Origin of the sequence: Streptomyces sp. NBC_00568 (assembly GCF_026341855.1) — a bacterium.
GTDB lineage: Bacteria > Actinomycetota > Actinomycetes > Streptomycetales > Streptomycetaceae > Streptomyces.
Window position 1 is genome coordinate 5,124,940 of sequence record NZ_JAPENW010000001.1, and the last position, 14,171, is coordinate 5,139,110.

The 14,171-nt window shown below is 71.2% G+C and carries 10 protein-coding genes; 6 read left to right on the forward strand and 4 right to left on the reverse strand.

From position 1 onward, the window contains the following. Positions 1 to 201: 201 nt before the first annotated feature. The 4 genes from OOK38_RS22210 to OOK38_RS22225 all read left to right on the forward strand — a co-directional run bounded on the left by OOK38_RS22210 (position 202) and on the right by OOK38_RS22225 (position 6,704). Positions 202 to 1,422, forward strand: coding sequence for a sensor histidine kinase (locus OOK38_RS22210; protein ID WP_266757875.1), 1,221 nt, complete (start codon positions 202 to 204; stop codon positions 1,420 to 1,422). Beyond that, entirely contained in the window at positions 1,419 to 2,099 is a 681-nt protein-coding gene (locus OOK38_RS22215) for a response regulator transcription factor (RefSeq protein WP_266757874.1), read from the forward strand. Before OOK38_RS22210 ends, OOK38_RS22215 begins: the two co-directional genes overlap by 4 nt. Before the next feature lie 156 nt (positions 2,100 to 2,255). Continuing rightward, entirely contained in the window at positions 2,256 to 5,381 is a 3,126-nt protein-coding gene (locus OOK38_RS22220) for an efflux RND transporter permease subunit (RefSeq protein ID WP_266757873.1), read from the forward strand. A gap of 210 nt (positions 5,382 to 5,591) precedes the next feature. Then, positions 5,592 to 6,704: a glycoside hydrolase family 19 protein gene (locus OOK38_RS22225; protein WP_266848731.1), complete on the forward strand. Its 1,113-nt coding sequence runs from the start codon at positions 5,592 to 5,594 to the stop codon at positions 6,702 to 6,704. 116 nt (positions 6,705 to 6,820) lie between these two features. On the opposite strand, the gene nadA is transcribed toward OOK38_RS22225, so the two are convergent. Then, the gene (gene nadA / locus OOK38_RS22230; RefSeq protein WP_266757871.1) at positions 6,821 to 8,005 is read right to left on the reverse strand and encodes a quinolinate synthase NadA; all 1,185 of its coding nucleotides are present in this window, start codon (positions 8,003 to 8,005) and stop codon (positions 6,821 to 6,823) included. Positions 8,006 to 8,343: 338 nt separating this feature from the next. Between nadA and OOK38_RS22235 the strand changes: the two genes are divergently transcribed. Then, positions 8,344 to 8,700, forward strand: a complete 357-nt coding sequence (locus OOK38_RS22235) for an iron-sulfur cluster assembly accessory protein (protein ID WP_261706957.1) — start codon at positions 8,344 to 8,346, stop codon at positions 8,698 to 8,700. Between the two features lie 181 nt (positions 8,701 to 8,881). Here the strand turns inward: OOK38_RS22235 and OOK38_RS22240 are convergent, their stop codons facing one another. Beyond that, positions 8,882 to 10,987, reverse strand: coding sequence for a hypothetical protein (locus OOK38_RS22240; protein ID WP_323178820.1), 2,106 nt, complete (start codon positions 10,985 to 10,987; stop codon positions 8,882 to 8,884). Between the two features lie 209 nt (positions 10,988 to 11,196). After that, positions 11,197 to 11,418: a hypothetical protein gene (locus OOK38_RS22245; protein ID WP_266757870.1), complete on the reverse strand. Its 222-nt coding sequence runs from the start codon at positions 11,416 to 11,418 to the stop codon at positions 11,197 to 11,199. Positions 11,419 to 11,553: 135 nt separating this feature from the next. Here OOK38_RS22245 and OOK38_RS22250 point away from each other — a divergent pair, with 135 nt between their 5' ends. Continuing rightward, a complete protein-coding gene (locus OOK38_RS22250) occupies positions 11,554 to 12,528 on the forward strand; it encodes a carbohydrate kinase family protein (RefSeq protein ID WP_266848733.1) in 975 nt (324 codons plus the stop codon). 93 nt (positions 12,529 to 12,621) lie between these two features. Here OOK38_RS22250 and OOK38_RS22255 read toward each other — a convergent pair whose 3' ends face one another. Then, entirely contained in the window at positions 12,622 to 14,004 is a 1,383-nt protein-coding gene (locus tag OOK38_RS22255) for a cysteine desulfurase/sulfurtransferase TusA family protein (RefSeq protein ID WP_266757868.1), read from the reverse strand. Between the last annotated feature and the right edge of the window lie 167 nt (positions 14,005 to 14,171).

Here is a 14,171-nt window from a genome sequence, read left to right on the forward strand (position 1 = left end):
CGAGGTCGGCCCCACCTGTCCCCTAGCCGGGGATGAGCGCACCGCACCCTCCGCCAGTCCGGCGGGCCTCGGTCCGCAGCCGGGGCGAGGCCGGTCCGGCCCGCGCGCTCGGCGGGGTCGGCCCCGCCTGGCCCCCGGCCCGGCGAGAGCGGGCCGTACCGTCCGGTTCCCCGCCCGGCAGGGACCCGTACCGTTGAGCGGGTGAGCACCCTGGAGCGCACGAGGGACTGGCTGCGTGCCCACCCCCTCGCCCTGGACGCCGCCCTCGCCGCAGGCGTCCTCGTCTGCATGGTGGCCGGCTCCTTCGTCGACCCGCACGGCGCCGACGGCACGACCTGGGGCGTCCGCACGCCGGACGCCCTGAGCCTCGCCCTGATGGTCCTCGGCGCCGCCGCCCTGGTCTTCCGCCGCCGCGCCCCGATGAAGGTCCTCGCGGCGACCGTCGCCGTCTCCCTGGTGGAACTGGTCACCGGCGACCCCCGGGCCCCGGTGGCGATGTGCGCCGTCGTCGCCCTCTACACCGTGGCCTCGGCCACCGACCGCCCCACCACCTGGCGTGTCGGCCTGGTCACCATGACCGTGCTGACGGCGGTCGCGATGCTCGCCGGGCCATTGCCCTGGTACGCCCAGGAAAACCTCGGCGTCTTCGCCTGGACCGGCATGGCCGCCGCGGCGGGCGACGCCGTCCGCAGCCGGCGCGCCTTCGTGCACGCGATCAAGGAGCGCGCCGAACGGGCCGAGCGCACCCGCGAGGAGGAGGCGCGCCGCCGTGTCGCCGAGGAGCGGCTGCGGATCGCCCGCGATCTGCACGACGTCGTCGCCCACCACATCGCCCTCGTCAACGTGCAGGCCGGAGTCGCCTCCCACGTCATGGACAAGCGCCCCGACCAGGCCAAGGAGGCGCTCGCCCACGTACGGGAGGCCAGCCGGTCCGCGCTGAACGAACTGCGCGCCACCGTGGGGCTGCTGCGCCAGTCCGGCGACCCCGAGGCCCCGACCGAGCCGGCCCCCGGGCTGGCCCGGCTCGACGAGCTGGCCGACACCTTCCGCAACGCGGGACTCCCGGTGGAGGTGGCCCGCTCCGACCACGGCACCGCGCTGCCCGCGGCCGTCGACCTCGCCGCGTACCGCGTGATCCAGGAGGCCCTCACCAATGTGCGGAAGCACGCCGGCGCCGGGGCGAAGGCCGAGGTCAGCGTGGTCCGGGTCGGGCCGAACGTGGAAGTGACCGTCCTCGACAACGGGCCCGGACAGGACACGGCCCCGCAGGAGGGCGGCGGGCACGGACTGCTCGGCATGCGCGAGCGGGTCACCGCGATCGGCGGGAGCTGCACGGCGGGTCCCCGATACGGAGGCGGCTTCCGCGTCCATGCGATCCTTCCGGTCAAGAACCGCGTGCCTGCCCTGGGGGACCCCGTATGACGATCCGTGTCGTGCTCGCCGACGACCAGGCACTGCTGCGCAGCGCGTTCCGTGTCCTGGTCGACTCGGAGCCGGACATGGAGGTCGTGGGGGAGGCGTCCGACGGCGCGGAGGCGCTGGCCGTGACCCGGGACGAGCGGGCCGACGTGGTGCTGATGGACATCCGGATGCCCGGGACCGACGGCCTCACCGCCACCCGGCTGATCACCGCCGACCCGGGCCTCGCACACGTACGGGTCGTGATGCTGACGACCTTCGAGGTCGACGAGTACGTGGTGCAGTCGCTGCGGGCCGGCGCGTCCGGGTTCCTCGGCAAGGGCGCCGAGCCCGAGGAGCTGCTGAACGCCATCCGGATCGCCGCCGGCGGCGAGGCGCTGCTGTCCCCGGCGGCGACGAAGGGTCTGATCGCCAAGTTCCTCGCGCAGGGCGACGGTGACGACGGGCGGGGTCCCATCGGCTCCGACCGGCTCGACGCGCTCACCGGCCGTGAGCGCGAGGTGCTCGTCCAGGTCGCCGGAGGCCACTCCAACGACGAGATCGCCGAGCGCCTCGAAGTGAGCCCGCTCACGGTGAAGACACACGTCAACCGGGCCATGGCCAAGCTCGGCGCCCGGGACCGGGCGCAACTGGTGGTCATCGCGTACGAGACCGGCCTGGTACGTCCGAGGGTGGACTGACGGTTACCTGCGCGTACTGCGCCTGGAGTAGGTTCCCGGTAAGGAAATGGACCCAGGGGCTACGGATCGTCGCCCGTTCATGGCCCAAGGTGTGACGTGGGGCGTTCCCCAGTCCACCGCCTTCCGCTCGAACCACAGAAGAGAGACCCACCACCCATGTCCTGGCTGTCCAGATTCAGCCTCGCGCAGCGGGCCCTCATCGGGCTGATGTCGATCATCGCGCTCGCTTTCGGGGCGATAGCGATCCCCCAGCTCAAGCAGCAGCTGCTGCCCACCATCGAACTGCCCATGGTGTCCGTGCTCGCGCCGTACCAGGGTGCGTCTCCGGATGTGGTCGAGAAGCAGGTCGTCGAGCCCCTCGAGGACAACCTCGAAGCCGTCGACGGCATCACCGGTGTCACCTCCACCGCCAGCGAGGGCAACGCCGTGATCATGGCGTCCTTCGACTACGGCAACGACACCAAGCAGCTCGTCGCCGACGTCCAGCAGGCCGTCAACCGGGCTCGCGCCCAGCTCCCGGACGACGTCGACCCGCAGGTCATCGCCGGTTCGACGGACGACATGCCGACCGTCGTCCTCGCCGTCACCTCCGGCAAGGACCAGCAGGCCCTGGCGGACCAGCTCGACCGCACGGTCGTCCCCGCCCTCGACGGCATCGACGGTGTCGGCCGGGTCGCGGTCACCGGTGTGCGGGACCTCCAGGTCACCGTCACGCCCGACGAGAAGAAGCTGGCGAAGGCCGGCCTCACCACGGCCGCCCTCGGCCAGGCCCTCCAGGCGGGCGGGGCGACCGTCCCGGCCGGTTCCTTCGACGAGCGCGGCAGCAACCAGACCGTGCGGGTCGGCGGCGGCTTCACCTCGCTGGGGCAGATCCAGGACCTGATGGTCGCGGGGCAGCCCGGCAAGAAGCCGGTGCGCCTCGGCAGTGTCGCCACCGTGAAGCAGGAGCAGGCCAAGGCCGACTCCATCACGCGCACCGACGGCAGCCCGAGCCTCGCCGTGATGGTGACCATGGACCACGACGGCAGCGCCGTCGCCATCTCCGACGCGGTCAAGGACAAGCTGCCCGGCCTGCGGGCGGACCTGGGCGCGGGGGCGAAGATCACCGTCGTCAGCGACCAGGGCCCGGCGGTCTCGAAGTCCATCCACGGACTGACCACCGAGGGCGCCCTCGGTCTGCTCTTCGCGGTCCTGGTCATCCTGGTCTTCCTGGCGTCGGTCCGCTCGACGCTGGTCACCGCCGTGTCCATCCCGCTGTCCGTGGTGCTGGCCCTGGTCGTGCTGTGGACCCGGGACCTGTCGCTCAACATGCTGACGCTGGGCGCGCTCACCATCGCGATCGGCCGGGTCGTCGACGACTCGATCGTCGTCCTGGAGAACATCAAGCGGCACCTCGGGTACGGCGAGGAGCGTGAGGAAGCGATCCTCACGGCGGTCCGCGAGGTGGCCGGCGCGGTCACCTCCTCGACCCTCACCACGGTCGCCGTCTTCCTGCCGATCGGTCTGACCGGCGGCATGGTGGGCGAGCTGTTCGGCTCCTTCAGCCTGACGGTCACGGCGGCGCTCCTCGCCTCCCTGCTCGTCTCGCTGACGGTCGTCCCGGTGCTCTCGTACTGGTTCCTGCGTGCCCCCAAGGGCACCTCCGCGGACGCGGAGGAGGCCCGGCGCCAGGCCGAGGCGAAGGAGGAGCGCAGCCGTCTGCAGCGCTTCTACGTCCCCGTCCTGCGCTTCGCGACCCGTCGCCGGCTGACCAGTGTGCTGATCGCGGCCGCGGTGCTCGTCGGCACGTTCGGCATGGCGCCCCTGCTGAAGACGAACTTCTTCGACCAGGGCGAGCAGGAAGTCCTCACCGTCAAGCAGGAGTTGAAGCCGGGCGCCAGCCTGGCGGCGACCGACGAGCAGGCGCGGAAGGTCGAGAAGCTCCTCGACGGCGTCAAGGGCGTCAAGGACTACCAGGTCACCATCGGATCCTCCGGCTTCATGGCGGCCTTCGGCGGCGGTACGGACACCAACCAGGCGTCGTACCAGGTCATGCTGGAGGACTCGGCGTCCTACAAGGACGTCCAGGACCGCATCGAGAAGGGCCTCGGCGAGCTCTCCGGGCTCGGCACCACCACGGTCGCGGCCGGTGACGGTTTCGGCAGCCAGGACCTCAGCGTCGTCGTGAAGGCGGCCGACGGGGACGTGCTGCGCAAGGCGGCCGACCAGGTCCGCGACGAGGTCGCGAAGCTCGGCGACGTCACGGACGTCACGAGCGACCTGTCCCAGAGCGTGCCGCGCATCTCGGTCGAGGCCAACTCCAAGGCGGCGGCGGCCGGTTACAACGACGCCACGCTCGGCGCGGCCGTTGCCCAGGCGGTACGCGGCACGACCAGCGGCAAGGCGATCCTGGACGACACCGAGCGGGACATCGTCATCAAGTCCGCCGAGCCGGCGACCACGCTGGCGGAGCTGCGCGGGCTGAAGCTCGGCGCGGTGAAGCTCGGTGACATCGCGAAGGTGGAGGTCGTCGACGGGCCGGTCTCGATGACCCGGATCGACGGCCAGCGGGCGGCCACCATCACGGCCAGGCCGACCGGTGACAACACCGGCGCGGTCAGCGCGGACCTCACGGCGAAGCTGAAGAAGCTGAAGCTGCCGGCCGGTGCCACGGCATCGATCGGTGGTGTCTCGCAGGACCAGGACGACGCGTTCGCGTCGCTCGGCCTCGCGATGCTGGCGGCGATCGCGATCGTCTTCATGCTGCTGGTGGCGACCTTCCGCTCGCTGGTCCAGCCGCTGATCCTGCTCGTGTCGATCCCGTTCGCGGCGACCGGCGCGATCGGCCTGCTCGTCGTCACGGGCACCCCGATGGGTGTCCCCGCGATGATCGGCATGCTGATGCTCATCGGCATCGTGGTGACGAACGCGATCGTGCTGATCGACCTCATCAACCAGTACCGCGCGCAGGGTCACGGCGTGGTCGAGGCCGTTATCGAGGGCGGCCGTCACCGGCTCCGCCCGATCCTGATGACGGCACTGGCGACGATCTTCGCCCTGCTGCCGATGGCGCTGGGCGTGACCGGCGAGGGCGGCTTCATCGCGCAGCCGCTCGCGGTGGTCGTGATCGGTGGCCTCATCACGTCGACACTGCTGACGCTGCTGCTCGTTCCGACGCTCTACGCGATGATCGAACTCCGCAAGGAGCGCCGGGCGAAGAAGAAGGCGGCCAAGCGGGAGGCGAAGGCCGGCGGGACTGCCGTCGGCCAGGAGGACAAGTCCCCGGAGCCGGCCGGAGTCTGACCCGGTTCCAGGAAGGGGCCCCCGCCCCGGCGTTCACGCGCCGGGGCGGGGGCCCCTTCCTTTTCGGCCTGCTCCGAGCCGCCCGTAAATGGTCCATACCAAAGCCTTGACGAGGTTTTACTCACGCCTTAAAACAACTGATGAAGACCTCTCTTTCGACCCCCCACCGGAGCGCCAGGAGCGCACCTCGGCGAAAGGTATGACATGGGCATGCATATGAGATGGAGACGAGCCGCGTACGCCGCGGCCGGCACCCTTGTCCTCGGACTGCTGAGCGTGCTCCCGGCGTCGCCCGCCGCGGCCGCCACGGGGCAGATCAGTGGCCTCGCGGGCAAGTGCGTGGACGTGGCGGGAGCGGGCACCGCCAACGGCACGGCCGTCCAGCTCTACGACTGCAACGGCACCGCCGCACAGCAGTGGAACGTCGGTGCGGACGGCACGATCCGGGCGCTCGGCAAGTGTCTGGACGTCACCGGCAACTCGACCGCCTCCGGCGCCCAGCTCCAGCTGTGGGACTGCAGCGGCGGCCCCAACCAGAAGTGGGTCGTCACCGCGGCCCGGGACATCGTGAACCCCCAGGCCGACAAGTGCGCCGACGTCACCGGGAACAACTCGGCCAACGGCACCCGGCTGCAGATCTGGACCTGCACCGGCGGTGCGAACCAGAAGTGGACGGCGCCGGCCACCGGCGGCGGCACCCCGAGCGGATTCGTCGTCTCCGAGGCGCAGTTCAATCAGATGTTCCCGAACCGGAACGGCTTCTACACCTACAGCGGCCTGACCGCGGCCCTCGGCGCCTACCCCGCCTTCACCGGAACCGGCAGTGACACGGTCCGGAAGCAGGAGGCGGCCGCGTTCCTCGCCAACGTCAACCACGAGACCGGCGGTCTGGTCTACGTGGTGGAGCAGAACACCGCCAACTACCCGCACTACTGCGACTGGAGCCAGTCCTACGGCTGCCCGGCCGGCCAGGCGGCGTACTACGGGCGCGGCCCGATCCAGCTCAGCTGGAACTTCAACTACAAGGCCGCGGGCGACGCCCTCGGCATCGACCTGCTGGGCAACCCCTGGCTCGTCCAGAACGACTCGGCCGTGGCCTGGAAGACCGGCCTCTGGTACTGGAACACCCAGTCCGGTCCCGGCACCATGACCCCCCACAACGCGATGGTCAACAGCGCCGGCTTCGGCCAGACCATCCGCAGCATCAACGGCTCGCTGGAGTGCGACGGCAGGAACCCCGCACAGGTGCAGAGCCGCGTGGACGCCTACCAGCGCTTCACCTCGATCCTCGGCGTCGCGCCGGGAGCCAACCTCTACTGCTGATGGCTCATCGGCAAGGGGCGCTCCTCGTGTCCGAGGGGCGCCCCTTGCCGATGAGCCAGGTCCGCGGCGACGACGTGTCGCCTCCGGGCCGGAGGCGGCGCCGCGTGACGCGCGGTCTACGGCAGTGCCAGCATCCGCTCCAGCGCCAGCTTCGCGAACGCCTCGGTCTCCTTGTCGACCTCGATGCGGTTGACGAGGTTGCCCTCGGCGAGGGACTCCAGGGTCCACACCAGGTGCGGCAGGTCGATGCGGTTCATCGTCGAGCAGAAGCAGACCGTCTTGTCGAGGAAGACGATCTCCTTGCCCTCGGGCGCGAAACGGTTCGCGAGGCGCCGTACGAGGTTCAGCTCCGTGCCGATCGCCCACTTGGAACCGGCAGGGGCGGCCTCCAGGGCCTTGATGATGTACTCCGTGGAGCCGACGTAGTCCGCCGCCGCGACGACCTCGTTCTTGCACTCGGGGTGCACGAGGACGTTGACGCCGGGGATGCGCTCGCGCACGTCGTTCACCGAGTCCACGCTGAAGCGGCCGTGCACCGAGCAGTGGCCGCGCCACAGGATCATCTTCGCGTCGCGCAGCTGCTCCGCGGTCAGCCCGCCGTTCGGCTTGTGCGGGTTGTAGAGCACGCAGTCGTCCAGGGACATGCCCAGGTCGCGGACGGCGGTGTTGCGGCCGAGGTGCTGGTCGGGCAGGAACAGCACCTGCGAACCCTGCTCGAAGGCCCACTCGAGGGCCCGCTGGGCGTTCGACGACGTGCAGATCGTGCCGCCGTGCTTGCCGGTGAAGGCCTTGATGTCCGCGGACGAGTTCATGTACGAGACGGGCACGACCCGGTCGGCTATGCCGGCCTCGGTCAGCACGTCCCAGCACTCGGCGACCTGCTCGGCGGTGGCCATGTCGGCCATCGAGCAGCCCGCGGCGAGGTCCGGCAGGACGACCTTCTGGGCGTCGCCCGTGAGGATGTCGGCCGACTCCGCCATGAAGTGCACACCGCAGAAGACGATGTACTCGGCCTCCGGACGGGCCGCCGCGTCCCGGGCCAGCTTGAAGGAGTCGCCCGTGACGTCCGCGAACTGGATGACCTCGTCGCGCTGGTAGTGGTGGCCGAGCACGAAGACCTTGTCGCCGAGCTTCTCCTTGGCCGCACGGGCGCGCTCGACCAGGTTCGGGTCGGACGGCGAGGGCAGGTCGCCGGGGCACTCGACGCCCCGCTCGCTCCTCGGGTCGGCCTCGCGGCCGAGCAGCAGCAGGGCGAGGGGCGTCGGCTGTACGTCGAGCTCCTGGGTCTGGGCGGTGGTCACGACACGCACCCTTTCTGTTTCTGCGGCTCGCCGGGCCTCGTAAGGAAGCGGGCCCGGCGGAACGATGCCTTTTCGTCGAATTGACGCTATCTATCATAACCGCTTCACGTCACGTTGACGATGGCCATAGCGTCCATGTGACGTGAATCCCGGTCGCCTCTCCGGCGGGGGACACCCGGGTGTACGTGGGGTTGTCCACAGGCCGGTGTTCGTGCGCAGGCGCATGTGCGAGCATGAAGAGACAAGGCAAAGACATGAGCTCGGCCCGGAATGAATCCGCGGCCCCGCCGGTTGCAACCGTCGGCAAGCAGTCTCCGTACAACCCGGGAGAGAAGCAGATGTCCGTATCGGACGAGACCACCACCGTGAGCGACGGCATCATCCTGTCCGACGCCGCCGCGGCCAAGGTCAAGGCCCTGCTCGACCAGGAAGGCCGCGAGGATCTGGCGCTGCGCGTCGCCGTTCAGCCCGGCGGCTGCTCCGGCCTGCGGTACCAGCTCTTCTTCGACGAGCGCTCGCTCGACGGCGATGTCCTCAAGGACTTCGACGGTGTGAAGGTCGTCACCGACCGTATGAGCGCCCCGTACCTGGGCGGCGCCTCGATCGACTTCGTGGACACCATCGAGAAGCAGGGCTTCACGATCGACAACCCGAACGCGACGGGCTCCTGCGCCTGCGGCGACTCCTTCAGCTAGGTCCGGGACCGGCGGGGCCCGGGATCGACCGGGCCCGGTTCGGTCGGCCCCGATTGCCACTGAGCCGAGCCCGCGGCTCACGGCTCCGGCTGAACGCGCACGCACGCGCCGAGTACGGACGAAGGCGGCGTCCCCCTCCGACAGGGACGCCGCCTTCGCGTATCCGGGACCGGGACGGCCGTTAGCGGGGCCCCGCGGACGCCGCTCCGGACGCCTCGGGCATCGTGATCCTGCCCTCGTGGATCGCCTGGCCGTCCGTCCCCACGACCTTCCGGCCGTCGAGCGGCTTCTCCAGGTGCACCGTCTTCTCGTAGATCTTGGCGATCAGGATGCAGACCTTGTTCTTCCAGGGCTTCTCCGTCACGGTCACGGTCACCGTGCCGGAGCTCTCGCTCGCCGACACCGTGTAGTCGGCGCACACCCCGCCGGTGAAGCCGACCGTCAGGTCCTTGCCCTCCGCGGTGTAGCCCTGGATGTCCACGTCACGGGTGGCCGCCGGCGAGGACGGCTCGTCCTGCGGCGCGGTCGGCACCGGGGTCGGCTGCGCCGACGGTGCCGTCGAGGCCAGGAACTTCGGGTCGACCGCCGGATGCGTCACGGTGTAGGTGTCCTCGGAGCCCGGCGACCGCACCTCGAACAGCCAGGACGGCACGAGGGCCTGCCGCCCGTTCGCGCGGTGCGCCGCCAGTCCGAAGGTGGCCTTCTCGACGGTCACCGCCTCCGGCTTCGGCGCCGGGGTCGGGTGCTCGCACGGCATCTCGTCCCGGTCCTTGAGCGGTACGGGGCTGGCGCAGCCGCCGATGCCCATGCGCCCGTCGCCCGACGCCGACCCGTTCATCAGGTCCAGCGTCTTCTGCGCGCCGACGACCGGGTAGGTGTCCCCTTCCACGGGCGCCTTCAACTGGCCGCTGCCGCCGATGACATGACCGTCCACGTCGATCCGGAGGCCGGTCGTCCATCCGTACGTGGGCAGTCCGCCCACCAGCGGGTCGGCGTTCACCACCCGCACCCGGTCCATGAGCTGGCTCGCGTCCAGCTTCGCGTCGTCCTGGCCGACGGCCTTCAGCACGGGCGCCGCCGCCTTCTTGGCCGCCGCCTCGCTCACCGGGTCCGGCGCGAACTGGGTCAGAGAGCCGGAGCCGATGGGCCGGCACAGCTTGCTGCTGGGGCAGTTGTCGGTTCCCGGAATGTAGGAGCTGAAGGTCCAGGTCCCCGGTGCGTCCGCGTTCACCCGCAGGTTCGGCTCGGCGGCGTCCTTGACGGAGCCGACCGTCCAGGTGTCCCCGGCCAGCCGTGGGGTGCCCGAGAGGCGCAGGGCCTTCGCGAGCCGGGCCACCTCGGCCCCGGTCACCCTGCCCTCGGCCCAGCGGACGCGCGCCGAGCCCGGTCCCGCGGGGAGTTCGCCGTCGGCGCGGTAGGTCGCGCCGTAGGGGTTGGGCTCGCCGGGCGCGATGCCGGCGGTGCCGCCCGTGGACCCCGTGCTCGTGGTGCTCTCCGAGTAGCCGTCGAGGGCGAGCGGCGGGGGAGTGGCGTCGCCGCCGGGCGTACCGGAACGGCCACCGCCGGACGCGGTCGCGGCGAAGTACGCTCCGCCGCCCCCGACGAGCAGCACCGCGGCGACGACCGAGGCGACGACCGCCGGCGTGTTCCGCCGCCGCGCCCCACCCGCCCCGGCACCCACGACGGGCCCTCCGACGATCCCCGAGAAGGAACCTTCGCCGGTGCCGTCGGCAGGACCCACGACGCTGCCTTCGGCGGGCGCCTCGGCAGGACCCTCGACGCTGCCTTCGCCAGCCTCCTCGGCGTGACCTTCGGCAGACCCCTCGGCGTGACCTTCGACGCTGCCTTCGCCGGCCCCCTCGGCGTGACCTTCTGAAGTGCCTTCGCCGGGCCCCTCGGATCGCCCTTCGGCCGCGCCTTCGACGGGCTCCTGGGCGGGACCGTCCCCGGTGTCCTCGCCATGACTCCCGGCCGCGCCCTCCGCGGGCCCTTGGACCGGGCTCTCCGCGGGCCCTTGGGCCGCGCCCTCGGTCCGCGCTTCGACAGGGCGCTCGGCGGTTTCCCCGGTGGAGTCACCGGCGGTGGCCTCGCCGGGGGCCTCGGCGGAACCTTCGGCGGGCGCCTCGGTGGGCTCATCGACGGGGTTCTCGACGGCGCCCTCGGTGGGACCCGCGTCGGGGCCCACGACAGTGCCGTCGACGGCGCGCTCGGTGGCGCCCTCGACGGGACCCTGGGCGTGACCCTCGACGGGGTCCGTCGCGTCGTTGTCGGGTCGCTCGGTGCTCACCGCATCGCTCCTTCGGCTCCACTGCTGTCCCATGACCCGGCCCTGTCAATGACGGGCTCTCCAGGGTCGTATACCGCATCCCCTTTACGGGGGACAGCGATGGGACGCAGCGGGGGAGCGCACGGTTCCCTGCGGGCGCTCTCCGTACTCACCCGTTCGGCGCCGCCGGACTCTCACCCGTACGGCGGCACCGCTCGGGCCGGGGCCGATCAGTCCCCGTAGTCGGACATCGCGTCCAGCAGTCGTGCGGAGGTGGGCGGAACGGTCACCCCGTGGATGAGTGAGGGGGAGACGGGGAGGGAAGAGACCGGTGCGGGAGCCGACCAGTGGCCGGCCATCCGGGCGCAGTCGCCGCGCAGCGACGCCATATCGCCTTCCAGGTCGCTGACCGGGCCGAGCGGAGCGGTGTCATGGACCTTGAGGTTCGTCATACCGGAACCGTATGCACCGTTGCCGTCACGAAGAAAGATCTACTATCGGGTAGTTTTGGCCGCTTCAGAGGGCGTCCACCGACCCGGTAGCGTTAACTGTCAATCCCCCTCCCCTCGCAGGAGCGTGTCCTAGCCGTGCGTATCGCAGTCACCGGCTCCATCGCCACCGACCACCTCATGACCTTTCCCGGCCGATTCGCCGACCAGCTGGTCGCGGATCAGCTGCACACGGTCTCCCTCTCCTTCCTGGTCGACAACCTCGACGTCCGCCGGGGAGGGGTCGGCGCGAACATCGCGTTCGGTATGGGCCAGCTCGGTACCGGTCCGGTCCTGGTCGGGGCGGCAGGCTCCGACTTCGACGACTACCGTGCCTGGCTGGACCGGCACGGCGTCGACACCGAGTCCGTCCGGATCTCCGAGGTGCTGCACACCGCGCGCTTCGTGTGCACCACGGACGCCGACCACAACCAGATCGGCTCCTTCTACACGGGCGCGATGAGCGAGGCCCGCCTCATCGAGCTCAAGGCCGTCGCGGACCGGGTCGGCGGTCTCGACCTCGTTCTGATCGGTGCGGACGACCCCGAGGCGATGCTCCGCCACACCGAGGAGTGCCGCTCGCGCGCGATCCCGTTCGCCGCCGACTTCTCGCAGCAGATCGCTCGCATGAACGGCGACGAGATCCGGATACTGCTGGACGGGGCGACGTACCTCTTCTCGAACGAGTACGAGAAGGGACTCATCGAGTCCAAGACCGGCTGGAGCGACGAGGAGATCCTCTCCAAGGTCGGCCACCGGGTCACCACCCTGGGCTCGCGCGGTGTCCGTATCGAGCGCTCCGGCGAGGACCCGATCGAGGTCGGCTGCCCCGAGGAGGAGCTCAAGGCGGACCCGACCGGCGTCGGTGACGCGTTCCGCGCCGGCTTCCTCTCCGGTCTCGCCTGGGGTGTCTCCCTGCAGCGCGCCGCCCAGGTCGGCTGCATGCTCGCCACCCTCGTCATCGAGACGGTCGGCACCCAGGAGTACCAGCTGAGCCGCGCCCACTTCATGGACCGCTTCACCAAGGCGTACGGCCATGACGCCGCCGCCGAGGTCCGGGCCCACCTCTCCTAGGGGAGGGTCCGGGCCGGACACGCCCGGGCGGCGGCGGGAGTCCGCCTCGCCCGGGTCGAGGTCCCGGCCCGGCCTCCGGGACCGGGGTCTGTCCTAGGACAGCCGGCGGACCACATAGGCCGAGCCGTGGTCCGCCGCTTCCTCGCCGACGTACTCCTGGCCCCGCATCTCGCACCACGCCGGGATGTCGAGACGGGCCGCCTCGTCGTCGGAGAGGACCCGGACCGTGCCGCCGACCGGCACGTCCCCGATGACCTTTGCCAGCTCGATGACGGGGATCGGGCACCTCCTGCCCAGCGCGTTGACCACCAGCGAGTCGACGGAGGCGGGGGTCTTCGTCGCCGTCTCCGTCACGCCCAGCTTCTCGCGGACCCCCGAGACCGCGCCCGGGAGGACCGACAGGAAGCGGTCGACGTCCTCCTCCGGGGTGCCGGGCGGCAGCGACACCCGCACGTTGCCCTCGCTCAGCACGCCCATGGCCTTCAGGACATGACTGGGGGTGAGGGTGCTGCTCGTGCAGGACGAGCCCGAGGAGACCGAGAAGCCGCTCCGGTCCAGTTCGTGGAGCAGGGTCTCCCCGTCGACGTAGAGACAGGAGAAGGTGACGATCCCCGGGAGCCGGCGGACCGCGTCTCCGACCACCTCGACATCCGGCACCAGCGCGGGCACCCGTGCGCGGATCCGCTCCGTCAGTTCGCGCAGCCGTGCCGCCTCCCCGGCCGCCTCCGCGCGGACGGCTCGCAGCGAGGCCGCCGCCGCCACGATCGCCGGGATGTTCTCGAACCCGGCCGCCCGCCCCGACTCCCGCTCGTCAGCGGGCCCTTGGGGCGCGAACCGGACCCCCTTGCGTACGACGAGCAGTCCGACGCCCGAAGGGCCGCCCCATTTGTGGGCACTTGCCGTCAGCAGGGACCAGTCGCCCTCCACCCGCCCCCAGCCCAGCGACTGCGCCGCGTCCACCAGCAGCGGCACCCCCGACTCCCGGCACATCTGTGCTACCTCGGCCACCGGCTGCTCGGTGCCCACCTCGTGGTTGGCGGACTGAAGACAGGCCAGCGCGGTGTCGGGGCGCAGGGCCGCGGCGTAGGAAGAAGGGGACACCCTGCCCGCGCGGTCCACCTGAACCTGGGTCACCGCGCCGCCCGACGCCTCGTGGACGTCTGCCGAATGGAGCACCGACGAATGTTCGACGGCTGACACGATCAGGTGGCGTCCGACTCGCCGGCGGCCCGCCAGGGCGCCCTCGATCCCGGAGTGCACCGCGCGGGTGCCGGAGGTGGTGAAGGCCAGTTCGTCGGGGCGGCAGCCCACCGCGTCGGCCGCCGCCTCGCGGGCCGCGTCGAGGAGCAGCCGGGCCCGGCGGCCCTCGCGGTACAGGCGGGCGGGATCGGCCCACCCCTCATCGAGCGAGGCCTGCAGGGCCTGTCGGGCGACCGGGTGCAGCGGAGCCGCGGACGCGGCGTCGAAGTAGGACACGCCACCACGCTAGCCCGTGCTCCGGAGGGGGCGTCAGAAGCCATCCGGACTGGGGCATTCCAGGAGCCCTGAGAGCGCCTTCCAGGAGAAACAGCACTCCTTCGGGGAGTCGGGCGGCGCGTTGGGCACCCTCCCCGCGCGACCCCAAATAGCGTCCAGTAGGGTTT